The sequence below is a fragment of the Candidatus Peregrinibacteria bacterium genome (assembly GCA_016699145.1).
Taxonomy (GTDB): domain Bacteria; phylum Patescibacteriota; class Gracilibacteria; order UBA1369; family 2-02-FULL-48-14.
The window spans coordinates 298062-321356 of record CP064962.1 but is presented as its reverse complement, the minus strand read 5'-3'; the positions used below and the strand labels follow the sequence as shown (position 1 = coordinate 321356).

Genomic DNA, 23295 nt, shown 5'->3' with positions numbered 1-23295 from the left:
TGCAAGATAAGGAATAAAAAATACATTCAAATCTAAGCACAGCCTTGCTATTCTGTAAAACAGTTTTACTTCTTTTTTGTTTTTATGAATTTTGCCGACATTGCTTCTGAAGCTTGGCAGATCTTGCAATTGAAAGAAGCCGCTTTGCATTCCGTGGCTCAGGATCGCGGTAAATGGCGCAATGCCTTGCTTTGCATTGGGCTGGGTACGCTGGCTTTGAGTTTGTGTCCTTTGTTCTTTCCCATACGGGTCGAATGGGTGACTTATCGGCCGGATCTGTTCGCCGTTTTGTTTTTTGCACTGAGCGGGGCCTTGGCTCGGATTTTCATCTTGTTCTGTATGGGCTTGGTAGCAGAAAAATTATTCCATTCCAAACTCAGTGCCCAAGGGTTTTTTCAGGTGCTGGGCTATGCCAGTCTGGTGAATGTGTTGGGAATTCTTCCAGGTTTGGGAGGGATTTCTAGCCTTTGGCTTTTAGTCGTCACCGCCAAGCTGCTCCACTCTGAAGGTAAGATGCAGGGGGAAGCCATTTTTATCTTTCTCTTTATTCTTATGGTGATTTTTTGGCTTTTGCCTTTTTGACCTGTTGGATTTGCTGGTTTTGTGTTATAATGAACTGATGAAATTTTAATTTATGGCGGATCACTCTCAATCGTCTCGTCCTGCAGAGGAACCTAAAAATCCAGATTCCCATTCCAAGGAAGCTCCCAAAGAGGAGTTGGAAGTGGATGCTCCGGAAGTTTTGAAACAATTCGACACTTTTGAAGTGCAAGATATGGATGCGAGCAAAGAACTCTTGGAACGTCGTCGTAAGGTGAAAGATCAACTGAAAGAATTGGACATGGATTCCAAAGGAGAATCTGGAGCGGCTGCTTTTTCTGAGGAAGAGGGGGGAGGATTTTTGGATATTTTAAAAGAAGCCGGTTTGGGAGTCCGTCAGTTCAAATTTTGCTGTGGTGGAGTTTTGGGAGTGGGTCTTTTAGCCTTACTGATCTATGGAATTGTTCAATGGCGGGAGGGGCGCGATTTTTCTACAGATGAACCCCGTGAAGTGGAAGATGAAACGCAAGACCCTTCCGAGCCTTCTGAAGGAGGGCAAAGCCGCTATCCTGATGACTCGCTGTGGGCAGGAATGCACCTGGGGGACACGGGCTTGGAAGACGATGAAAGTCTCGATGCAGGGGAAGATCTGGGTTTGGAAGGAAATGGGGACGATGCTTTGCAAAAACACATCCATGATTTTTCTAAAGTCTATGAAAGCGCTCAAGTGGATGTGAATGAACTTTTGAATCGCTCTTCGGATCGACGTGAAGCTTTGCAAGAATATGTGCAGGAACTGAATTTTTATCATCGCAGCGCTTTGCAAAGTCGGGAAGTTCTTTTAAGTGAAGTTGAAACCTTGACCCGAGCTTTTTCGACCGTGGAGACGAATAAGGACGAACGAGAAGCTGTTTTTTTTGAAGAATTGGAGGAATTGGATGCTTATGCCAGCACGGCTGCTTTGGATGCTTTTGTGGGTTATGGTCAAGAATTGATCCGTTTGAGGGCTCATTACTTTGCTCGCGAAAAGTTGCTGGCCTACTATGAACAAATCATTCCTTATGTAGAAAACAAATTGTTGGACATTGAACTCAATGAAGAAGCCCTGGTCAAAGGGATTCGAGTGGTGGAAGTGGAAGGATCGGATCTGGATCTCATTGAAAGTGTTTCGGATCTGTAGACCTTTTTTGCTCCTCTCATTAAGATAGAGGCATGGCTTATTTAGATTTACGCAATATCCTTTCTCTACAAAGGCCGGATCTCAATCTGGCGCTTTTGGATGAGGCTTATGCTTTTGCCAAAGTGTCTCATGAAGGGCAGCAGCGTTATTCGGGTGAGCCGTATTTGGTCCATCCGGTGGCGGTGGCTGAAATTTTGCTGCCTTTGAACCCAGATTTGACAACCTTGCAAGCGGCTCTTTTGCACGATGTTTTGGAAGGCACGGGGGTGAGCCTTGCTGCTCTTGAAAAACAGTTTGGCTCTGAGGTGAGTGGTCTGGTGGAGGGGATGAATCGTCTTTCAGTGGTGAAGATTCGTAAAGAGGACACGGAAGCGGAAAAGTGGAAGAAAATGTTTTTGGCCATGGCGAAGGATGTGCGCATTGTGTTCATTAAGCTGGCTGAGCGTTTACACAACATGCGAACTTTGGAGTTTGTCCCTCAAGAAAAACAAGAGCGCATCGCGCGCGAATCTTTGCTGGTGCATGCCGCCATTGCTTCCCGTTTGGGTTTGTATTCCATTAAAAGTGAATTGGAGGATTTGTGCTTCAAATACCTGTATCCGCAGGCCTATGAAGATTTGCTGGCTCAAGTGGCTTCCCAACGCGCTCGCAGTGAAAAAGGCATGGAATTTGCCGTTTCTAATCTGGAGCAATTTTTAGTCCGGGAAGGCATAAAAGTGGAAAAAATTCAGGGGCGTTTCAAGCACCTCTGGAGTCTCTATCAAAAAATGGAAAAAAAGGAGAAATTTTCTTTGGATTCGATTTATGATCTTTTTGCGGTACGTATTCTTTTGCCGGATCATTATGAAAAAGGGGAGGAAGAATTGAGCTCTTTGTACGCCACGATCAGCCTCATCCATCAGAAATTTGTGCCTTTGCCGGGACGATTTAAAGATTATGTGGCGGTGCCCAAGCCCAATGGGTATCGCAGTTTGCACACCACAGTTTTGGGATTGGGTGGGGATTTGTATGACGAAGCCACAGAGGTGCAGATCCGTACTTTGCAAATGCATCGAGAATCGGAATTGGGCATTGCCTCGCATTGGGCCTATAAAATGGGGAATGGTTCTCAAAAAAGCGCGCTCACTCCTCAGCAGCAAAAAATGGTGCGCGAAACCGTGAGGCGTATCCAGCTCATGGTGAAGGTAGAACCGGACTTGCTGACGTGGGTTCAGCCTTGGTTGGAAGATTTTCAACACATGTTTCCTTCGGATCGAAGCAAGGTGGAAGAATTGCTTTTGAAACGCGGAATTGATGAGGAAAAGCTCACTTGTATTCGCAAGGCGCGCAGCATGGGGCCCTTGCATTTGCATCCTCAGGTGGAGGAGCAGCTGGCGTGGCTTAGAGGTCTTTCGGAAACGGGAGAGGTGAGTTCAGAAATGGACGTGTACCCGGATCGTATTTTTGTACTGACGCCGAAACGCCAGGTTTTGGAATTGCCTCGTGGCTCCACGCCCATTGATTTTGCCTATAGAGTGCACACGGAATTGGGGCACAAATTGCTGAATGCCAAGGCCAATGGGCGTATCGTGCCTTTGGATTATGAATTGCAAAACGGGGACGTGCTTGAAATCACGACGCGTTCCAATGCCAAACCCAATCGCTATTGGTATTCCATTGCAAAAACCACTGCCGCCAAAGCCAAGATTCGCAATTGGTTCAATAGCCAGGACAAAGAATTGAATCTGCTGGCTGGTCGAGAGCTGCGTGAATCTCCTAGCTTGGAGGCTCCTTTGCTTGTCGAAAAAGAGGAGCCCAAAGCGAAGTTGGCTGGGCCTTCCTCCCCTTCTTTTTCTCAGAAGGTTTTGGTGACTGAGGAAGAGAATTTGCCGGTGATTTTGAGCGCGTGTTGCAAGCCCAAAGCCCCTTGTCCCTTGATTGCTTATGTCACTCGGGGGCACTCCATACGCATCCATCGACTGAGTTGTCGTGAACTTTCAGGCTTGGATGGGCAGCGCTTTGTGAGCGCTGTTTGGAAGGAATTGGGTGCTTCTTGAGCTGGCCTCCAGACTTTTTAAGGGGCGTTCCAAATGGCTGCGCAAGAGGTAAGGGATCAGTTCACGTAGTTTTTTGATTTCTTCTTCTTGAAAAACGAGAGAATGGCACTCTTCAAAACTGGCATTTTTAAAATATTCCAGAGCTTTACAGTATTTTAGAGGCAAGTCTTCTCCCTGGGGTGCGGCGCAGTTCAAGCAGTGCAAAACTTGCTTTTCTAGATTCCATTGTGCTTTTTCTGCCAGATGCTGATGACAATTTCCACAGCTTCTAAAACTGGGTAAGACTCCGAGGGCTTCCCCCCATTTCACCAGGCCGATTTCTGCCCCTAGGTGACAGCTTTCTTTTTGATTGAGGTGGAGTAATGTTTTTTCTAAAAGTTCGTACAAGTGAGGGTCTCCGTTTTCGGGCATCAAACTTTGCTCAATCACTTCTAAAAGAAGATAAGTTTGCAAGACACGCTCAAAATTTTGTTTCAAGTGGAAATGGCTTTGTATGCATTCCACCGACTGCAAATAAAGCTGATGGCTGCTTTGATACACAGTGCCTTTGACTTGATTCATCAATTCCAAATGTGCTCTGCGTTTCGATCGAGGGCTTCCTGCACCCTTTGCTACCAGGTCCAGGCGTGTGCCTTCATCGGTCAATACAGAGACGAGGCAGTCCTGTTCCCCCCATTCTTTGCGTTTGATGATGATTCCAGTGAAGTTTTTGATCATGCGTTGTCGAGGACTAAAGAGCGGTGCAAATAAAGCCGTACGGCTAGGGAACTGGCCAAAAGGCCCAGCGCAATGCTGCATAAAAATTCAAGCCCCGCCAAGGTGAAAGGGGAGCTTTTTTGGGCAAAATTCAGGTGAGGGAGCAGTTGAGTGCTCTTTAAAAAAATGCTCAATAAAAGTCCGCTGAAGCAGGTGGCGAGCACACTGTAGAGCGCACCCTCCATCAAAAATGGGCTGTAAATGGTGAAAGGTTTGGCCCCCACCAATTGCATGATTTGAATTTCGGTTTTTCGATTGAAAATGCTCAAATGCACGGCGTTCATGCTCATGAGCAAAGTTCCGATCAAAAAAGCAACCAGCACGCCCAGGATGAGTTTTTGAGTGAATGCAGTGAGATTCAGCAGTCGTTCCGCAATGGTCTGGTTTTCGTTGGTGCTTTCGGTGTCGAGCAAAAATTCTCCATAAACCGAGTCTTGGATGAATTGCAGCACGTCTGCATGGTCGCCGGGGGTTTCGGTCACGATGCGCAAGCTACCGGGAAGAGGATTTTCGATCCCATACTCTTTGAAAGGGTCTTTTTGATCTGGGTACTGGGCTAAAAAAGCTTTGAGGGCATCGTCTTTACTGGTGTATTCCACTTGAACGATTTCGGCTTGAGTCTCGAGCGCATTTGCCAATTCGGTTACTTCGTAAAGGGAAGCTTCATCGGTGAGATAAACGATCAAATCCACTTTTTTACCCAATTCGTCCAGGCTGTTTTGGGCCAGAATATTGAGCAGCAACATCACGTTGAAAATGAAGAGGATCAGTCCCATCATTAGAATAGTGGCGGCACTGAGCAGCCAATTGCGATGGACGTTTTGCAACGCCAAAATCGCTAGTCGGCGAAGAGAGTGAGGGCTTCGGGGGCGCATGGCGTGGCTTTAGAAGAGTCGGGTAAAGGGATGCGAAGGGTGAGTTTTTCTTCGCCTTCAAGTTTGTTTCGAATCAGAGAGCTTTTGAAGGTTTGAGGTTCAAATGCATCCAAGCGCACGATTTCAATGTCCAAGTTTTCTTTGATGAAAAAGTTTTTGAGCCCATAAGTAAAGGCAAATTGATCGTAACCCAAGGCCAAAATGTGAGGTCGGTGTTTTTTGATGACGTAATATTTGTCTTCGGGGTAACCGAGCACCGCCTTGTCCACATGAGTGCAAGCCGCTACATCACGCAGACGTTTTTTTTCATTCATACCTGGAGTGAAGCCTTTTACTTTTTTTACCGTCTCATCGCGGCCCACCACCACAATCAATTGGTCTCCTAAGATTTTGGCTTGGCGTAAATAATCCTCGTGACCTGCATGAAAGTAGTCGAAGGTCCCAAAGGCCATCACGATTTTTTTATCGGAAGAGGGAGGCATCGGGGAAAGCAAAATTAGTAAAAAGAGCAACGCTTAAAATCAAAGCAGAAACGAGGCTGCATGCGATAAAAAAAACTTTCCCTTTGTTCGTGGCTTCTTCCATAGAAAGGGAAAAACGAGTGCTGCCATAGAGCAGAGCGCTGAGTAAAAAAGGCAAATCTAAGCTTTGAGAAAACAGTTTTAGAGTGGCATTTTGTTCTCCTTGTATCCATAAAAAGGTGGCACTGAGGTGCAACCCCCCCGTGAGCACTAAGAAGAGCAGAGATACGGAGGCTAAATTCTTTAATGTTTTTTCCATGTGGCTACTATAGCGTACTTTTATTTGATCTTGAAGCGTTTTTACTCCTCCGTTAGAGTTGGCGCGTGAAACTCACCAAAGAACAAGTACAGCACATCGCTAAACTCGCTCGTCTGCATCTGACGGACGAGGAAATGGAGCGTTATGCCGGCCAGCTCACAGATATTTTGACTTATGTTGAAGTTTTGAAGGAGCTGGACACTTCTTCTGTAAAAGAAACTTCTCAGGTGACGGGACTTTCTTTGGAGGCTCGTGCAGATCAATTCGGCGCTTCGCTTTGCACAGCGGATGAACTTTTGGAGTGCAGTCCACTTCCTAAAGAAGCCCATCAAATTCGCGTTAAACGCGTCATTTAAAAAATTGGTTTATAATAATGGATTTACATTTTTTAACCATTACCGAAGCCCATAAAGGACTTGTTGAAAAGCAGTTCTCTGCCATGGATTTGCTCAAGGCCTGTCAGGATCAAATTGCGCGCTCTGAGCATTTGAACACATTTATTACTCGAACGGATGACTTGGCTCTGGCCGAAGCGAAGAGAGTGGATGAAAAAATCGCTCGCGGAGAGGCCATTGGCATTTTGGAGGGTATCCCCTCAGCGATGAAAGACATTTTCAACACGCGTGGCATACGAACGACGGTGGCTTCAAAAATGCTCGAAGATTTTGTTCCTCCTTATGAATCGACGGCGACCCGAAAATTAAAAGAGGCGGGTTATTCTTTGCTTGGAAAATTGAACCTGGATGAATTTGCGTGTGGAGCTTCCACTGAGAATTCTGCTTTTGGAGTGGTTTTGAATCCTTGGAATAAAGACTATGTGGCCGGAGGTTCTTCCGGAGGTTCCGCTGCGGGTGTTGCTGCTGGACAATTTTTTTATTCACTTGGGACCGATACCGGAGGTTCTGTGCGTCAACCGGGTTCTCTCAGTGGATGCATTGGCTTCAAGCCCACCTATGGACGCATCAGTCGTTTTGGAGTGACCGGAATGGCTTCGAGTTGGGACACAGTGGGGGTTTTCACTCGCAGCAGTGAAGATGTAGCTCTTCTTTTGAATCTTCTTTCTGGGCATGATGATCGAGACCTTACGACTCCTAAAGTCGCTGTGCCGGACTACATGGCGGATTTGAAGAAAGGTGTGAAAGAACTGCGCATCGGAGTCCCCAAGGAATACTTTATGGAAGGCGTGGATGTGGAGGTTAAGGAACGAGTGATGGATGCCGTGAAGGAATATGAAAAACTCGGTGCAACGGTGAAGGAAGTGAGTTTGCCCATGACCAAGTACGGAGTGTCTGTTTACTACGTGACCATGCCCACGGAACTTTCCACGAATTTAGCGCGTTTCGATGGCATTCGTTTTGGACATAAAGCTGAAAATGCCGATGACCTTTTGGACTATTATCGCAAGAGCCGTGGAGAAGGATTTGGATCTGAAATCAAGCGTCGCATCATGGTGGGAACTTTCGTTTCGTCAGCTGGTTATGCTGATGCTTATTACAAGCAGGCGCTCAAAGCGCGCACGCTCATTATTGAGGATTTTGCCAATGCTTTTAAAGAGGTGGATCTTTTGATGGCTCCTACTTCTCCCACCCCTGCGTTTAAGGTGGGGGAAAAGGCCAGCAATCCTCTTGCGATGTATCTTGCCGATGCTCTCACCATTCCTGCTTCTGCTGCGGGTATTCCTGGACTTTCTTTGCCTTGTGGCTTCACTCAAGCGGGGCTTCCTGTGGGTTTGCAGATTCTGGGGCCGATGTGGTCTGAGCCCTTTATTGCTGCAAGCAGCTTATGCCTATGAACAGGCTACGGATTGGCACAAGCGGCATCCTCAATTTTAAGGTACCACTGAGAGCAGGAAACCTTCGAATCGCGGTTTTTAAAAGAATTGTATTTTTTGTAAACGCCTTTTTCATTTTGTAAGTTTTTTTCAGGACTTTTGAAATTTTCTTTGTTACGCTGAGCATCCTTTCTTTAAAACTGTGTATGGCCGTTACGAATCAAATGATCATTCAGGCACTTCAACGCTTGGAGGACAAGATGGATCAAAAATTTGAGCAGATTGATAGCAGATTTGAACGGATTGACGAGCGTTTCGAAAATGTCGAGATCATGCTGGTGGGGCATGACAACATGTTTAAGAATTTGCTCACACGAGATGAGTTCAATGATTTTAAAATGGAACATTTGGGCATGCATGAAAACTTAGCGCTTTCCCTGGAGCGATTGGAACAGGAATTCAGTTCTTTTAGCTTGGCTCACGATCGTTTGGAGGGTCGTGTCGATCATCATGAAAAAGTCTTGATGCAAAATGGCTTGATGCAGCGGTGAAGTTTTTTGAGTTAGCCTTGCTATTCTTGTGATGCTTGAACTTCTCGTAAACCCGTGCTTTCGGCAAATTCCCAGGCCATCATGAAAATGGCGCGTTGAGTGTTGGCCACTTCCTCACTTTCAATGATCATGCCCATGATGGTGTTTTTGCTGAAGGAAACGATGGCGACTTTGTCGTTGTAAATGTTGATTTCATTGGTGAACGAAAAGGGCCCCGCTTTGACCAAACGGATTTCTCGATACATGCTTTCGTTTTGTTGTGCGACTTTTTTTCCGTGTTCGTCTAAAGGGGCGATTCCGCGCAGATAAATTTTAGCCTCCACGCGTTTTTTAACGTATTCTTGATCGTATTTGGGCCAGAATTCACGGATGGATTTGGAATCTGCGTAATTCAAAATTTCAGTTTTGGAGCTGAGCGTGTCTGCATAGATTTTTTTCACGCCGTCCAAACCTTCGTAATAACGGATGTGTGGATGAGAACTTTTCCCTTGTAGGCGACGAAATTCCGGCAAAGCTTCTTTGAAATCCAGATAATGTTTCCGCACTTCCAAGCGGAGCTGGTCCGGTTCCATGGCCGTGAAGCAGCTCACTTTTTTGATCATTTGAGAGCTGACCAGGCCTTCACTGATCAATTTTTCGAGCACGTCATAGGTGGTGACTCGATTGAGTTTGGATTTTTTTGCAATTTCAGACGCAAGGGCCGTGCCCAGCTCCAAGTTCGCCAAATAAACAGCGGCCTCTTTTTTGCTCAGACCGATATTCGTCAGGACACTTTTCAGGTTATTAGACAAGAGAACTTTGGGTTGTAGAAATTTTCGACAGTCGGAATTTGCTACAGCATAGTGCTTGGAATTTTAAAGGTCAAGGCGGGGGTGTAGCAAGTGTTTGACAGTGTTTTTTAGGCTCAAGAAAGCCCTTGTTTGATCTTTATAAAATCCTTAAAAAGGACTTGTTTCTAATTTTAACCCCTTTCCCCATGACCACGGCTACCGCTACGGCCACTGCACCCGCTGCGCTTCGAGGCGTTCGACGCGAGCACATGTACGCTAAGTTTCCTCATAAGAATGTGACTAAAGAAATGGTCCTGAAAATGGCTCAAGAAAATGGAGTGCAATTTGTGGACTTTCAATTTGTGGATGTGAATGGAGTGCTCAAGGCTGTGACGGCTCCAGTGCACAAACTCGAAGAACTCATCGATAACGACATGTGGTTCGATGGCTCTTCCATCAGTGGTTTTACCGCTATTACGGAATCGGACATGATCCTTCGTCCTGACCTCAATACTTTTGCGGTTTTGCCTTGGACGCTCAACAGTGAAGATGTGACGGCTCGTTTGATTTGTGACGTGCATTTGCCCGATGGAACGCCTTATGAGGGCTGCCCTCGTCAAATTTTGAAGCGCCAACTTGCAGAGGCGGCCAAGCTCGGGTTTGAGTACAATGTGGGTCCAGAGCTTGAATTCTTCCTTTTTAAGCGCGATGCAGAAGGAAATGCCGTGACTTTGCCTCACGATAGCGCGGGTTACTTCGCTCAATACGACGACTTGGCTCTGGAGCTGCGTCGTCTCATGGCTTTTGACCTGGATGCGCTGGGCATTGAAATTGAACGTATGCATCATGAAGTGGCTCCTGGCCAACATGAAATCAACTTTCGTTATGCAGATGCGGTGCGCAGTGCCGACAATGCCATCACTTTGAAATTGGCCCTTAAGAATAGGGCTGCTAAGCTTGGCCTCCACGCCACATTCATGCCCAAACCTATTTTTGGAGTGAATGGAAGCGGCATGCACGTGCATCAATCTCTCAGCTTTATTGAAGATGGACGCAATGCGTTTTTTGATCCTAAAGGCACTTATGGACTTTCGGCCTTGGCTCAAAGCTTCATTGCTGGGCAACTGGAACATATCCGTGCGATGAACGCCGTGATGAACCCTACGGTGAATTCGTACAAACGTCTGGTGGTGGGTTATGAGGCCCCTGTGAATGCGGCTTGGGGACAGCGAAATCGTAGTGCTTTGATTCGTATTCCTCGAATTACCCCTGCTACTGCGGCTAAGGGCTCTCGTTTTGAATTGCGTTGCCCCGATCCTTCCAGCAACCCCTACCTTGCCTTTGCCGTGATGTTGGCTGCAGGTCTGGATGGAATCAAGAAAGGCCTTGTGGCTCCGGCTCCGGTAGAAGAAAACATTTGGGAACTCACCGCTGAGCAGATGCGCGAAAAGGGCATTAAGACGGTGGCCTCCAACCTCAAGGAAGCGATTGAAGAATTGGCCAAAGACGAAGTGATTCGCGGGGCTTTGGGCGCGGATGTTTTTGCTAAGTACTACGAGGCCAAGTGTGAAGAATGGGAGTCGTATCGCACCTCCGTTTCCAAGTGGGAAACAGATCGATATTTGGAGTGCTAAGCTTTGTTAGCTGAGAATGATCTTCTCGAGTTGCAATAAGAACGGGTCTTCTTCTCTCGGTTTTAGAGAGATGAGGCCCGTTTTGAGTCGGCGATCTAGAGTGAGCAGATCGGAGAGGGCAGTTTGGAGCTGTTCGTAGGTGAAATTTTTGGCGTAGCGCAGGGTGTTTTGCACCACAAAGGGGTGCACGGCCATGGTGCGGGCAATAGCGGCTGCGTTTTGACCTTGGTCGGCCAGAGCTTTCATTTCGAGCAACAGACGGAATTGGCGCGTGACCATGGCAAAGAGGTAGCCGGCTTCTTCCCCTTGTTGCTCCAGTTTTTTGAGGGTCGCCAGGGCCTCGGCATGTTTTTTTTGAGCGAGCAGGTCGGTGAGGATGAAGATGGATTTTTGGACTTGATCGGCCACCAGTTCGTCGATCATGGCAGGGCTGATGGGTTTTCCTTGGGCAAAAAGGGTGAGCTTTTCGATTTCATTGTGCAGGCGGAAGAGCTCGTCGCCCACCCAACTCGCCAGGTAGTCGGCAGTGCCGGGGTCGATTTGTCCATGCAGGGCTTCGATGTGGCGGCGAATCCATAGATTGAGTTGGGCCCCTTTGGGCTTGAGGAAGAGGCGTTGGGTGGCAGCGGTGGTGAGGTGCTTGAACAGGCTGCTGCGCTTGTCCGGTTCTGTGAGTTCTGCCATGAGCAGAAAGGTGGAGTCGGGCAATTTTTCGAGCACAGGAATAAGCTCGTTGGCCTGCTCCGCTTTTTTCCCACTGAGGAAGTTTTTTAAAATCACCAAGCGTTTGGGGGAGAGGAAAGGCATGGCTTGGATGGCACCGGCAATGGTCTCGACGGCCACGGTTTCTCCGTCCAGCTCTTCTATGTCGGTGTCGCCGTATTTTTCTAGAAAGCCGGATTTCCAACGGTCCACTTCTTCCAGTAGGGAAAAAGTGTCTTCACCGGCCATGAAGTAGAAGTTGGACTGGGGCATGCTTGCAGTGTAGAGGCCATCTCAAAAAAAGACCAGAGTGCTTAAGCTGCGATTCTTTGAATGGCAAAACCGGAGATATTGTCTGTGGAAAATCTGTTTGCATGATTGGCAACTTCACTTAAAAGCTGTTGTGCATCACCCTTTGTTTCATGGAGCGCTTTGAGCTGATCGTAAATCATAAGACCGTCGCTGCCCATGATGAAGCGCTGTCCTGCTGCCAAGCGGTGGATCCAGTCGGGCCCTTCTGGATTGCTTAGACCTCGACTGGTGAGGATGAAGTTGGTGATAGGGGCACCTTTTCTTTCTGGTATTAAAACCTGATCTATTGAGATATCTCCATCCTCTTGATATCTTCTCAAAGCCATATTTTGAGGCAAAAGCTCGTTAGGGACCCAGAAACGCCCCCCGTTAACACCACTTAGGGCTATTTCAGCGTCTCCAAAGCGATGGACATGGATCACTCCATTCGGCAATAGAAGTGCACTGACACCCACGAGTCCTCCTTTTGGAAGTGTATTCTGGATGAAGGCTGTTTTTACTGCTTCTCCTATATGCCGATGCATTTCTTGCAATGAAAATGCTCGTCCTGCTGCTAGGTGAGCTTTTGCATAGGCCAACCCTATTTCTGCGGCGTATTTTGCAACGGGGCCTGATTCAAAGCCATAAGTTGGTTTTCCTGGTTTACCTGTTGAAATTCCATCAAAGACGATGAGCAGGGCTGCCCTGCTTCCCGAGGCACAAGCAACCACATCGTCATTGCTGTGGCCAGAAATTTCTATGTTTGGATTGAGATAAACGGCACCTTTGTAGCCTTCGGGCAGTGGTAGTGCTTTGACTGGACACATTCTATCTCCAAAGATGATCTCTTGGGTGATGGTGTCGCTGGTGGCATCTTCTTCGTGGGCCATTTCTATTGTTTAATAAACCTCATTATTTTCCAATAGAATGATTCTGTCAAATTTTTCTCCCTCCTTTCAATTCACTCCTCTTTGCGTGTCCACGTCCACATATTCAGAGAGGGCGGGGGGGGTGTTCAAAAGGATGCGGCTGTCGTAACGCACCACCACGCTGCCTCCGTCGAGGGTTGGGGGGCCGACGTAGTTGGCGGCGTCGAGCAGAGGATCGACGTTTCCGTAAAGCGATCCATCGAAGGTGAGGGCTCCGTCCACGGCGCTGCGAAGGTCGCCGTCGATGTTTTGATTGGTGTAATACACCCCTGCAAGGTGGTAAGCGGAGTCTTCAATGTAGATGTCGCCTCCTTCTACGACGAAGGCGATGGAAGGCAAGTCGGTGGTGTAGTTTTTGCCGGATTCCGCAGTGCAGGAAGTGGCGTACTCAATGTCGGTGGCAAAGTGTAGATTGGCATTTTGCACGACCAAGGTCCAAGCGCCACAAGGCACCACGAAGGTTCCTGTGAGGGTCACTTTTGAATTCGTTCCATTTCCTTGGAAGTAAAGGATTCCGCTGTCTGGGTTATTGTTATTGGTGAGGGCCGAAGCTAGGGCATCCCAGCCGCTGTACACTTCGTTGGCACTGGCTTGGTTGGTGTCGGCGTTGCGCACGGCTTGGCTCACGTGGGAGTCGGTGGTTTCGCTGACGGTTTCATTCCTCCAAAGCTCGCTCACGGCGCTGACGATTTCACAAACATAGGAGCTGAGGTTTCCAATCAAATTGTCTGAATTGGAGTCGTCACAAATGGAGACCTCACTGTTGGTGTTTTCCACGTGATAGGTGATGTCTCTGTCTTCATCTTCTTGGTCCTCATCGCCGTCTCCGTCGCCGGCGTCCAAAATCACCAGGCCGTCGGTGTTGCTGTATGAACTATAATTTTGTTCGTCATTGATGTAGGCACAGGAGATGTCGGATCCACTGTCCAAGTCGCCTTCAAGATAGATGTCTCCGGCATTTTGGGTCATGAGGTAAGAACAAAGCACCACGAGGGTTGAAGAATCTTCGCTGCAGGCGTTGTCTTCGTCACAGTCGTCGTCGTTTGAAACATCTTCAATGTCCTCTGGGTCGGCAAACACTTGAGCCGAGTTCAGGAACACTTCCGTCAAACATTCATCGTCGCTTTCGTCACATTCGGCGGTGATCCCAGATTCGATCACTCCCACATAACGGATGCGAAGAGTGGCATCGCTGGGGATGGCGTCGGCGTTCAAAATCACGACGCGGCCTTCGTCTTCGGGGCTGTACTCGGGGTTGTAGCAAAGTAGGCCATCCTCACCATAAACGGTTTCCCCGTCTTCGGTGGAAGCAGCACAAGCATGGATGTACGTTGAAGAGTAGGGATCGCTGCTGTTTTCGTATTGCAGGTAAGCCACGAAACTTTGATAACTGCTTTCGGTGAAACCTGAAACGTAGTCGGCGAGGCCTTGGGAACCGGCTTCGTATTCTTCTCCAAAACCAAAGGATTTGATGGTTTGATAGTTGTATTGATAATCGGTGAGTTCAGAAAGTTCTTCTGCAAGCCAAATGTGTCCTTGAGTGGATTCATTGGCTCCGTCACCGAAAACTCCTTCGATTCCATTGCTGTCCCACATGTCGTCGGTGAAGACGAGAGTGTCTTCGGCTCCGGCAGGGGTGTATTCCAAAGTGTAGAAGGTGCGGTCTTCGTCGTGAGTGAAGAAGACGTCTTCATCGGAATTGTAAACTTTTTCAGAGCTGAAGTTGAAGGTGTAGATGTACTTGTTCAGCACGCCCACTTCTTCTTGTTCGGGGCTGTCGTCGTAACAGACTTGGCCGTTGTATTCGACGCTGATTTCGCCGCTGCACACGTTGCCTTCAATCTCAACCTCGTAACATTCACGATTGCGCTCTGCTTCGATGGTGAGTTCACCTTCTTCGCAGTCAATAGGGTCACTGTGATCGGTGTCGTCTTCATCGTAGTAACAGATTTCGTCTCCACTGCTCACAACTTCGATGTCTTCGTCTTCTACGCAGACTTCCATGGAATATTCTTCACAGATTCCTCCGGCATCGATTTCATCTACATCTACGACGTCTTCACAAGTGGGATTGTCGTCATCATCGTCATCATCATCATCGTCGTCGTCCCCAATCACGCGAATGGGAGGCAGGGTGATTGAGTCGGCACAAACGGATTCAGAGTCCACCACTTGCAGATCGAGAACTTGGTTTTCACTGAAGTTTTCCCAACAGAGAGTGCCGGTATAGCTGTTTGTTTCGCTGATTCCAATGGTGGCGGGGTTGCCCACGTAAGTACCGCTGCTGTTCACGTTCAGGGAGAGCAATCCGCTGCTTCGAGTGTTTCGCGTACTGTCGGTGTAAGCGCTGGCTTGCAGGGTTCCGTTGAAGTTGGGTTCCACGTTCACTTCAAAGGGGAAGCAAGCGGTGTCTTCTGCATAAAGTCGTTGCAAGTCGTTTTGACTGCTTAGGTTGATGAGGGTTTGGCTGCCGTCGTCATTGACAATGTAGGGGTCGTCTAAGCTGAGGTCCTCACACACGGCGCCTCCACCCTCGGTTTCACTGGTGAGGGTGTCCACACAAGCGGCTCCACTGTAAGGAGCGACGCTTTGACAGGTGATGCTATCGCCGGGTTCACCGGTGTAAAACACAGTGGTCAAAGGCGTGCTGATGCTGGCGGAAGTGGTTCTGCCGGTGGCATCGCGGAATTGTCCGTTGGGGTTGGAGCTGGTGCACAAATAGGTGCTGGGGTTGGGGGTTCCATCCGTGAGGAAGGATTCCCAAGAAATTTCTACATTGCCGTCTTCCATGGCTTCAGCCGTGATGGTGCCCGTGGGTTCAGTGATTTCCAAATAATCACACGTGGGAGTGGACAGATTGGGGATGAGAATGTAGTAGAACGTGTCGTTACAGAGGCCTGCAACGTCGTCGGATTCGCCATCGCTGTTTTGATCATTGAGGCCCACGCTCACGGTTGCAGAATCTGTGCTGGTGTAAGCTGCAATGGAAGTGTCGAGGGTGACGTAAGGGTTGCTTTGGCCGTCGAAGGTCGCTGCTGGATCGGTGGATCCATAAGTCACGTTGAACGGCCAGCTTTCGCCGGTGCTGGTTTCGGTTTCAATATCGATGGGGGTGCTGTAAGTGTCGCCATGCACGGGGCCGATATAGGGCACGCCGCTGGATCTTACGGGATTGGTGATATTGAGGTCGGTACAGTAGGGCAGTTCTACTTCGGCGTAACAAGAGCTTTCGTAGGAATTCCCTTCGTAGTTGCTCACGTAAACATAAAGGCTGTCTCCAGGTTCAGTGTTTCTGAAGATCACCGTGCTGTCTGCAATATTGGTCGGATTCTTGCTTCGAAGTCGACTGAAAGGGCCGTAGTGGAGGCTGCCATCGGCATCGGCGGCGTCATTGGCGCTGCCGTATTGATTGATGGAATAGGTGAAACGAGAATCCCCTGTGATGTCGCTTCCGTCACTGCCTGTAGCCGTGACCGTGAAACTGACGTCTGAAAACACGTCACTCATGTTCAAGTCGGCTGTTTCGGGAGTGATGGAGAGAGAGGCGCAGGCTGCGGCGTAACACGCAGGGAAGTTGGAAACGGCCGTTCCGTTGATTCCATACCAATAGATGTAGTCTCCATCGGGATCCACTTCATTTTGATGAGCTTGAACGTCGTTGGTATACACATGGGTCCAGTTGTCGGTGTCCATGTAATCCCCATTGGGGTTGGTGTAGAAGAACTCCATTTTGGTCCAACTTGTAGTGGTAGCGGTGCTTTCAATGCTGTAGTCCTCGGCTTCAAAAGAAATACCTTCTACTTTTTGACCTCCGCTTCCGAGCCAAGGTTTGTCATCATAGTCATCGGCATCGGCGTCGGTTCCGTAACGCCAAACCAGTCCCACGGGACTTCCGGCAATCCAATCGAGGGTTTGATAAGTGACGGTCACGCCGTTCCAGTGTCCGTTGGAGGTGGAGTAAACCACGTCGCCCAAGTCGGTGTCTTTATTGAAGCCACAGTTGCGATAGGTTCCGTCCCCGTTGGTACAAGTCATGGTGCTGGTGTCCACGCTATCTAAAAAATCGTCTTCGAAGACAATGGCGAATTCGTGAACCACTCCAATGAACATTCGACTTCGAGTATCCGTGGAATCGTTGTAATGAATGTGTTCGTGAGTGTCGCCGTCACAGGTGGTGTCGGTGTTTTCATCGTAATTCCCAGAGTCGATGGAATCGACTTCTGTAGTGTCTTCATTGCTGGCGTAGGCAATGCCCACGGCGAGCAAGAGACTCAGGGACATTCCTGTTAAAAAGGTAGTGAGGGTTTTCATCGTCATGGATTGAGGAGATTGCTAGGGGTTTCAACTGTACTACCGTCTTCTTTAGGGACTCTGTTTTCTTCGGTTGCGCAGGCGCTTCCTAGGAGAAAACTGAAGATAGTCGTATAGAGTATAATCTTTTTCATGTTTTGTAAAGTAGTTTTTTAAAAACTAATTCAGAGTGTTATCTTTATTTTCGGTTGTACCGCCGTCTTCTTGGCGTTTATCAATCACTTCAACGCTTCCTTGTTCGCTCGGCTTGGGTTCAGGTGCCACTTTCACAGCTGCCGCTGCGCTCGTGAAGTTGTTTCCCAGGGAGCCTGTGGCGCCTTGGTAGGTGTTGACGCCTTTCACGCTGCTTTGGCGCAGGGTCAACGATTTTTCTTTGTAAGCAACCGTGAAATTGCGACAGCTTTCGAGGAAGCCCATCACCATGTGGAAGTCACGAGAGAGTGCGTAACCAGAAGAACTCAAGTAAGTGCCTGTGGTCTCCAATTGATTGAGAGCGTCGGCGAAGATTTTCCAATAAGCGGCTTCTTTATCGATGCTCTTGCTTTCGACTGCTTTCACAAGTGCTTCTGCCGTTTGAGGATCAAAGAGGGCAGGGGCTTGTTCCAAAAGTTGCATTCCCAAAGGTGAGCGGACTCGAGTCATGGGGTCTGCGTTTTCAGAACTGACATTTTTGAGGTGACGGAATTCACTCAATTGAGCGGCAATGAAAGCGTTGGCTTGTTCTTCGCTCATGCCGAATTTTGTGATCAGGTTTTCTACCGTAACCGCTTCGGTTCCGGCCAATTCAGATGAGAATTTGGAGTTGATGCCTCGGCCCAACTCTCCAGTGGCGGTGGGACCGATGAGCGTGTGGAAGGCGTAACCTGTTCCCAAGCTTTCGCTGGGCAGGTCGGCTCCTCCTAAACCGCTGAGTGTCTGGGCATAGTGTTCCATGATGAGAGCACTCATGGTTTTATCGAGTCCATGTTGAGCACAGAAATTGTTCAATGCTTCGGTGTTCCATCCTAAAATGTGCTTGGCTAAGGCCTCGGCACTGCCTGGGGTTTTGGCACGGGATTCCACGAGCAAGTTTTGCAAGAGATAAGTGGCCTCTTCATTGCTCAGAGTTCCGCCCAATTTCGTTTTGGCACCGTCTAGAATGGCTTTGCTGTAAGCCGCGTCGCTGGTGAGCTGAATGTAGCTGATGCTGCGGCTTTTGATGAGTACGTCGATGTATTCATCCAGTTGTTCCACGCGGGGTTCACCCTCGGCGCTTTCACTCTGTTCCAAAATGACCTGGATGCGTTTTTGCAAGGTTTCGCGGGCGGTTTTGGCGTCCACATTGTTGAGATCACCGAGTCCATCCGCAGCGATGGCTGCCAACATTTCTGCTTCGTTCTTGTAAACAGCCGTGCCTTCCACATAAGTGTTTCGTTTGATGTGCATGGCGGTTTCCAAGGTGTTCTTGCCCGAATCAGCAGGGTAGATGTCGGTTTGACGCCAGGTGAGGCGGTCTCCGGTTTGATCTTTGATGCTGCTGGGTGTTTTTTGAGGATTGTTGCTGATGTAAATGTCCACATTTTTGACTCCACCGCCGCCTTCTTTAAAGGCGGTGTTTTTGTCGATGCGCAAAATGCTGAGGGCGTCGTGGTAGTCCAGGTTGAGGTAGCCCATTCCATCTGCACCGATGGAGGCTTGAATGCCAGAGGCAGGATCGATATAGAGGTTCACAAAACCATCTGCATTTTTGACCCTGAGTTGAAGTTTGCTGGCATCGTTGGCGCTGGGCACCAATTCCATGCCTTGAGCGCGGAGTTTCGTATTGATGCCTTCCAAGCTGCCCATTTCTTCGAATTTGAGCATGGAGTTTTCAATGCTGCGCTCTCCACTTTCGGTCATGGTGAGGTTTCCAGACAGGTAGACCACGTCACCCACGCTGCCTTGGGTTTCGGCTGCAATTTGTTCACGCAATTTGGCTTCGGCAATTGCATCCATGTTCGGCGCGTCGGAAGATTTGAAGTAACGCACCACGCGGCGTCCTTTGAAGGAAACTCCAAAGTAAGGGATTAAGAATCCCGTCAAACCGACTCCGGCAGCAACTCCAATTTTTCCAAATTGAATGGCACACATTTCAGAAATGGCTTCATTGCCGCGTTCTTGCAAATAAATTTCAGCAATGCTGGTTGCGAGAATGTGCAAGTATTGATTTTTTTCCACTTCGGACATGCCTTCTGTTTGAGCGTCGATTTCGGCGCGATAGGCGTCCAAGGTTTTAAGAATATAGTCGTTGAGTTCTTTTTCAAACTCAGGATTTTTTTCTTTGAGTTCACGGAATTTTCTTTGAGCTGCTGCGTTCAAATCACGGCCTGCTTCCAGGTAGGCCAATTTCACGGAAGTGCCGCCTTCTTCAAGGCCGAGGCCCACTGCGGCTCCCACTCCGGTTCCAAGGTACCACACGCGTTCGCTGTCTTTTTTGACTTGTATGCCGACTTTGGCCCCCAGGTTCACCTTTCCTACAGAGATGGCTGCTCCCACCGCAGCGGAAGCGCGGTTTTGGTCTTCTTTTCCAAAGCGAGTTCCCACTTTGACATCGGCGCCCACGCTGAGTGTTTCGACGATGCGGAGTTCTTCAATACAAGCGACTCCTACTCCAGCGTTGATGCTGAGGTACCCTTTGTCGCCCATGGGCACACGGACCAATTCTCGGGCATAACCTGCTCCTGCATCCACGTTTCCGTCGCTGACTTTGAAGGCGAGACCGAGGGCCCCTTTGTTTTCACGAATGACGAGTTGGTTCAAGGCTTCTTGTTCCAAGCTCTTGAGCTCTTCTTCGGAGAGAGTTTGACCTGTTTTTTCTTGATAAGCCTTTCCGATGGCTTTGACGGCCTCGGCCACTTTGTTTCGAGCTTCTTCATTCATTTCTTTGAGTTTGATGCGTTCTACGCTGGCGACGTCTGCGGCTTCACGGCGAGAGGCCTCGGGAATCATGCCCAATTGAATGAGCAAAATTTCTTCTGGAGTGAAGGGCTTTTCAGACTGGAGTTTGTTTTCATCCAAGGCTGCGCCTTCAGCGGCCGCTTTCAGTTTTGCAGGCACGGCTTCGGCTGTAATGCCCCATTCTTTGGCTAGGGAACGATTGAGGCGTTCTTGGTCTTTAGGAGCCATTTGTTCGTAAAACAGAAGACCGGCCTTGCGCATTTGAGTGAGCCGAGCAGAGAGCCCTTTGTAGTCCATTTCAGCCCCGTGGGCGAATTCCCCCAGCAGCAAAGCATACGCTCCTGCGGAAGAGATGTGAGTTTCGTAACGATTTTCTCCTTTCATTAAGTAGTCCCGATGAGTGGAATCCATGCTGGCTTCGATTTCTTCGCCTCGCAAAACTTCGCCGAGCGTGCGTCTGGCAAGGGGAGCCGTATCGGTGGGATCGAAGAGTTGAGCCACCAATTTTTTGGCTGTTTCTGGGGTGCCGTTTTCCACCGATCCTTCCACAATGCTGCTCTTGTTTTTTTCTAAAACGCGAGTGGCTTCGAGCAGGCGATAGCTGGCTTCAAAGAAGGCTTCATCGTTTTGAGTGGCTGCTTTGAGTTCGGCATAGGTGTAGTATTCGTCCTTGCTTTCTCCCATGCGGTCTTTCTTCTTGATGTTTGTTTTTTCACTGTCGGATTGAGCGTTTTGCCTTGTTAAGGCATCGCGCATTTCTGAATAATCTTCCCAAAGCTTTTCGGGACTTTGTCCATACACTTGACGGCAGAGTTCTTGATAGGTGATTTTATTTCCATCCAAAAAGGGTCTGAGCAGTTCCATTTCGGTTTTTCCGCTTTGTTTACCGAGCACTTGCAGGGAATCCCAGAATTGATCCATGTGATCGATGCGGTGCTTGTTGGCTTCAAAATCGGCGACGGTCCACTTTTTTAGGGCGTCGGGCAGGCGAGCGCCTTCGCCTGTTTTGAGGCTTTGTACATATTCGTAATCTTTGATGTCGATGCTGCCGTCGTTGTTTCTATCCACTTGGCTGAGGTTTTGGTGGGCTTTTCCGTATTCAGGGTTGGCCACTTCAGCAAGGGTTCCGCCTTCTTCACCGGTGGTTGCGGCTTTTCGCACGCCTCCATAGATCACTCCATTGTCATAAGGGGAACTGTGTTCAGGGTGAACGATTTCTCCTCCTGTTTTGGCGAGGTCTTTGATTAAGTCTTTAAAAGCTTCGCGGTTCCAAGCATAGGCTTTGACGCTTTCTGCGCCGGGCGCGATTCCGGGTAAGTTTTCATCCACAAAAGCATTGACGCCAATGGGGTGACTGGATGTTCCTGTGTATTTGTGTTCGATTCCCTTTTTATCCACTAAAGTGAGGGTGACTTTTTGCAGTTCTCCTTCTCTTCCTTCATAGACGATGGATTTGAACTTTTTATCGGTCAGTTCTTGTTCGCAGGCCGTCTTTATTTCCCCGGCTTTCGAGTCGCTGAGGAAGACTTCTTGAGTCAAAGCGTTCACACCATTTCTCAAGAGCCGGTTTTGTTCGTTGAAGGCTTGTTCTTCTTCGGGGCTGAGTGCAATTTCACTAGCAACTGCTTCGGGCTTGCCGCTTTGAACACCGGCCATTTCTAGGGCTGCTTTTTTATGAGTCTCATTTTGAGCGACACTGCTGCTTTCGGCTGCTTTCGCTTCGCTTGCTTGAGCGTCTTGCAAGCGGCTTTGTGCGGCCTTTTCCATCTTTTGATCGGACTTCATTTCGGCTTCTTGTGTGGCCATTTTCTTGGCTTCATCTTTTCCTCCAATTTCAAGAATTTTTACGCTGTATCCTTGGTAGATGGGGTGATGTCTTTTCTTATTGAGCTTGCCTTCTTCTCGATAGCGTCCGTCGGGGCAACGTAGGACAGTTACCGTGTTGCCTTTTGTATCGGTTACGGCGAGTCTGGTGATTTCTGGTTGATCGGCAAAAATGTGGTGCAGACCAATGCGGCGTTGAGCTTGGCGAGCTTGTGTTTGATTGATGCCTTCCACTCCAACCCCGAAGTTCACGGTGAATTGCTTGCCTTGTTCCAATTCATGGTCGGCCACGTGGTCAGAGAGAGATTTGCCCTCTGTGTTTTGTAAAAACGGCAAGGCGTCTTTAGCCTTCTTTCCAGCGGTGAGTTCTTTAACTAGATCCCCGTATTTTTCTCCTGTGCGTTTGGCTATTTCAGCTTTATTGGTGGCGTATCTCATGCGCAGTTCAAATTGATCTTGACGTTCGTTTTCAGTGGGTTTCCAGTCTTTCACTTCTTTTCTCAGACGGTCTTCGTCTTCAGTGCGTAGCTCGGCTTGCTCTATTTGCAAAAGCAAAGTTTCCTTCCAAGCGGGCAAGGCTTCTGCGCCGCTACTGGGAGCTTCTCCGCTCATGAAGAAGAAGAGATTTTTCTTCCACGGATTGAAGAAGGCTGATGAATGCGGGAAAATTGCCATACGCGTTTTGTTTTGGTTTTAAATCCTTACAGTGTATCATAATTTTTGATTTTTTACAACCGCCTTTTCCTTCCTGTTCATGCCCTTGCAAACGCCCATTCTCATCACGAATTTTAAAGCTTATGAAGAGGCCGTTGGGGCCCGGGCTGTGGAGCTTGCCAAAATGCACGAACGTGTGGCCAATGAAATGGGGGTGCATGTGGCGATCATCGGGATGGTTTTGGATCTTGAAATGTTGGCGGCTGCGGTCAGCATTCCCGTGCTGTCTCAGCATATGGATGGGGTGAATTATGGCGCTTATACAGGTTTAATCCCGGTTGAAGTGGCTCGTTCCAAGGGCATCGATGGCAGCATGCTCAATCATTCTGAACGTCGTCTTTCCGACTCTGAAATTCAGCGGGCTTTGGAACGGATGAAGCCATATAAAATGCTCAGCGTGGTTTGTGCTGAAAATGAAGAAGAGGGGAATAAATTTGCTCAAATGGGTGCCGATTTTGTGGCGGTGGAAGTGCCGGAGTTGATCGGGGGAAATGTATCGGTTTCTTCGGCTCGCCCCGAGCTGATTCAAGAGGCAGTGAATAGGATTGGCCCTGGTAAGGTGATTGTGGGGGCTGGCATTAAAACAGGGGCCGACGTGCGCAAGGCCTTGGAATTGGGGGCAGTGGGTGTTTTGGTTTCCAGCGGGTGGTCAAAGCGGCTGACCCTATGGCGGCTTTGAGGGATTTGTGCAGCGGTTTGAAAGCTTTCTAATTTC

At 48.7% G+C, this 23295-nt stretch carries 15 protein-coding genes and 2 pseudogenes; 8 read left to right on the top strand and 9 right to left on the bottom strand.

Annotated features, from left to right (window positions below; all coding sequences use genetic code 11):
• Window positions 1-84: 84 nt before the first annotated feature.
• Genes IPG41_01690 through IPG41_01680 form a run of 3 tightly spaced genes read left to right on the top strand, consistent with a single transcriptional unit; the run spans window position 85 to window position 3756 of the window.
• Window positions 85-582 (top strand): hypothetical protein, encoded by a 498-nt coding sequence (locus IPG41_01690; protein QQR55252.1) that lies wholly within the window; start codon window positions 85-87, stop codon window positions 580-582.
• A gap of 52 nt (window positions 583-634) precedes the next feature.
• Window positions 635-1720 (top strand): hypothetical protein, encoded by a 1086-nt coding sequence (locus IPG41_01685; protein QQR55251.1) that lies wholly within the window; start codon window positions 635-637, stop codon window positions 1718-1720.
• A 32-nt stretch (window positions 1721-1752) separates the two neighbouring features.
• Complete coding sequence (locus IPG41_01680; protein QQR55250.1) at window positions 1753-3756, top strand: bifunctional (p)ppGpp synthetase/guanosine-3',5'-bis(diphosphate) 3'-pyrophosphohydrolase; 2004 nt, start codon at window positions 1753-1755, stop codon at window positions 3754-3756.
• Here the strand turns inward: IPG41_01680 and recO are convergent.
• From recO to IPG41_01660, 4 genes are read right to left on the bottom strand one after another with little or no spacing between them, the layout of a single operon-like run.
• Window positions 3697-4473 carry a DNA repair protein RecO gene (recO, locus tag IPG41_01675; protein ID QQR55249.1) on the bottom strand — a complete coding sequence of 259 codons (777 nt, stop codon included), beginning with the start codon at window positions 4471-4473 and terminating at the stop codon, window positions 3697-3699. The two genes, IPG41_01680 and recO, sit on opposite strands and share 60 nt — an antisense overlap.
• Entirely contained in the window at window positions 4470-5387 is a 918-nt protein-coding gene (locus IPG41_01670; GenBank protein QQR55248.1) for an FtsX-like permease family protein, read from the bottom strand. The genes recO and IPG41_01670 overlap by 4 nt, the downstream gene beginning before the upstream one ends.
• A complete protein-coding gene (locus IPG41_01665; GenBank protein QQR55247.1) occupies window positions 5351-5869 on the bottom strand; it encodes an FAD synthase in 519 nt (172 codons plus the stop codon). Before IPG41_01665 ends, IPG41_01670 begins: the two co-directional genes overlap by 37 nt.
• A complete protein-coding gene (locus IPG41_01660; GenBank protein QQR55246.1) occupies window positions 5850-6167 on the bottom strand; it encodes a hypothetical protein in 318 nt (105 codons plus the stop codon). The genes IPG41_01665 and IPG41_01660 overlap by 20 nt, the downstream gene beginning before the upstream one ends.
• A 65-nt stretch (window positions 6168-6232) precedes the next feature.
• Here IPG41_01660 and gatC point away from each other — a divergent pair, with 65 nt between their 5' ends.
• The 3 genes and pseudogenes from gatC (at window position 6233) to IPG41_01645 (ending at window position 8489) form a co-directional block, all read left to right on the top strand.
• Window positions 6233-6523 (top strand): Asp-tRNA(Asn)/Glu-tRNA(Gln) amidotransferase subunit GatC, encoded by a 291-nt coding sequence (gene gatC / locus IPG41_01655; GenBank protein QQR55245.1) that lies wholly within the window; start codon window positions 6233-6235, stop codon window positions 6521-6523.
• Window positions 6524-6540: 17 nt separating this feature from the next.
• Window positions 6541-7999: pseudogene (gatA, locus tag IPG41_01650) on the top strand (Asp-tRNA(Asn)/Glu-tRNA(Gln) amidotransferase subunit GatA).
• A 145-nt stretch (window positions 8000-8144) separates the two neighbouring features.
• Window positions 8145-8489 (top strand): hypothetical protein, encoded by a 345-nt coding sequence (locus IPG41_01645; protein QQR55244.1) that lies wholly within the window; start codon window positions 8145-8147, stop codon window positions 8487-8489.
• Window positions 8490-8509: 20 nt separating this feature from the next.
• Here the strand turns inward: IPG41_01645 and IPG41_01640 are convergent, their stop codons facing one another.
• On the bottom strand, window positions 8510-9280 hold the full coding sequence (locus tag IPG41_01640; protein ID QQR55243.1) for a hypothetical protein: 771 nt from the start codon (window positions 9278-9280) through the stop codon (window positions 8510-8512).
• A gap of 248 nt (window positions 9281-9528) precedes the next feature.
• On the opposite strand from IPG41_01640, the gene glnA reads away from it, so the two are divergent.
• Window positions 9529-10893: a type I glutamate--ammonia ligase gene (gene glnA, locus IPG41_01635; protein QQR55641.1), complete on the top strand. Its 1365-nt coding sequence runs from the start codon at window positions 9529-9531 to the stop codon at window positions 10891-10893.
• 6 nt (window positions 10894-10899) lie between these two features.
• Here the strand turns inward: glnA and holA are convergent, their stop codons facing one another.
• The 4 genes from holA to IPG41_01615 all read right to left on the bottom strand — a co-directional run bounded on the left by holA (window position 10900) and on the right by IPG41_01615 (window position 22541).
• Window positions 10900-11868: a DNA polymerase III subunit delta gene (gene holA, locus IPG41_01630; protein QQR55242.1), complete on the bottom strand. Its 969-nt coding sequence runs from the start codon at window positions 11866-11868 to the stop codon at window positions 10900-10902.
• A 41-nt stretch (window positions 11869-11909) separates the two neighbouring features.
• Window positions 11910-12776 (bottom strand): hypothetical protein, encoded by an 867-nt coding sequence (locus IPG41_01625; protein ID QQR55241.1) that lies wholly within the window; start codon window positions 12774-12776, stop codon window positions 11910-11912.
• Between the two features lie 66 nt (window positions 12777-12842).
• A complete protein-coding gene (locus IPG41_01620) occupies window positions 12843-17126 on the bottom strand; it encodes a hypothetical protein (GenBank protein ID QQR55240.1) in 4284 nt (1427 codons plus the stop codon).
• 159 nt (window positions 17127-17285) lie between these two features.
• Complete coding sequence (locus IPG41_01615; protein ID QQR55239.1) at window positions 17286-22541, bottom strand: hypothetical protein; 5256 nt, start codon at window positions 22539-22541, stop codon at window positions 17286-17288.
• A 79-nt stretch (window positions 22542-22620) separates the two neighbouring features.
• Between IPG41_01615 and tpiA the strand changes: the two are divergent.
• Window positions 22621-23291 (top strand): annotated as a pseudogene (tpiA, locus tag IPG41_01610) (triose-phosphate isomerase).
• Window positions 23292-23295: the final 4 nt, after the last annotated feature.

What these genes read in the sequence shown, in the direction of transcription:
- IPG41_01670 (QQR55248.1), bottom strand. Translation starts at nt 5,387, where the DNA reads ATGCGCCCCCGAAGCCCTCACTCTCTTCGCCGACTAGCGATTTTGGCG.
- holA (QQR55242.1), bottom strand. Translation starts at nt 11,868, where the DNA reads ATGCCCCAGTCCAACTTCTACTTCATGGCCGGTGAAGACACTTTTTCC.
- glnA (QQR55641.1), top strand. Translation starts at nt 9,529, where the DNA reads ATGTACGCTAAGTTTCCTCATAAGAATGTGACTAAAGAAATGGTCCTG.
- IPG41_01625 (QQR55241.1), bottom strand. Translation starts at nt 12,776, where the DNA reads ATGGCCCACGAAGAAGATGCCACCAGCGACACCATCACCCAAGAGATC.
- IPG41_01660 (QQR55246.1), bottom strand. Translation starts at nt 6,167, where the DNA reads ATGGAAAAAACATTAAAGAATTTAGCCTCCGTATCTCTGCTCTTCTTA.
- IPG41_01690 (QQR55252.1), top strand. Translation starts at nt 85, where the DNA reads ATGAATTTTGCCGACATTGCTTCTGAAGCTTGGCAGATCTTGCAATTG.
- IPG41_01680 (QQR55250.1), top strand. Translation starts at nt 1,753, where the DNA reads ATGGCTTATTTAGATTTACGCAATATCCTTTCTCTACAAAGGCCGGAT.
- IPG41_01620 (QQR55240.1), bottom strand. Translation starts at nt 17,126, where the DNA reads ATGAAAACCCTCACTACCTTTTTAACAGGAATGTCCCTGAGTCTCTTG.
- IPG41_01665 (QQR55247.1), bottom strand. Translation starts at nt 5,869, where the DNA reads ATGCCTCCCTCTTCCGATAAAAAAATCGTGATGGCCTTTGGGACCTTC.
- IPG41_01615 (QQR55239.1), bottom strand. Translation starts at nt 22,541, where the DNA reads ATGGCAATTTTCCCGCATTCATCAGCCTTCTTCAATCCGTGGAAGAAA.
- IPG41_01645 (QQR55244.1), top strand. Translation starts at nt 8,145, where the DNA reads ATGGCCGTTACGAATCAAATGATCATTCAGGCACTTCAACGCTTGGAG.
- recO (QQR55249.1), bottom strand. Translation starts at nt 4,473, where the DNA reads ATGATCAAAAACTTCACTGGAATCATCATCAAACGCAAAGAATGGGGG.
- IPG41_01685 (QQR55251.1), top strand. Translation starts at nt 635, where the DNA reads ATGGCGGATCACTCTCAATCGTCTCGTCCTGCAGAGGAACCTAAAAAT.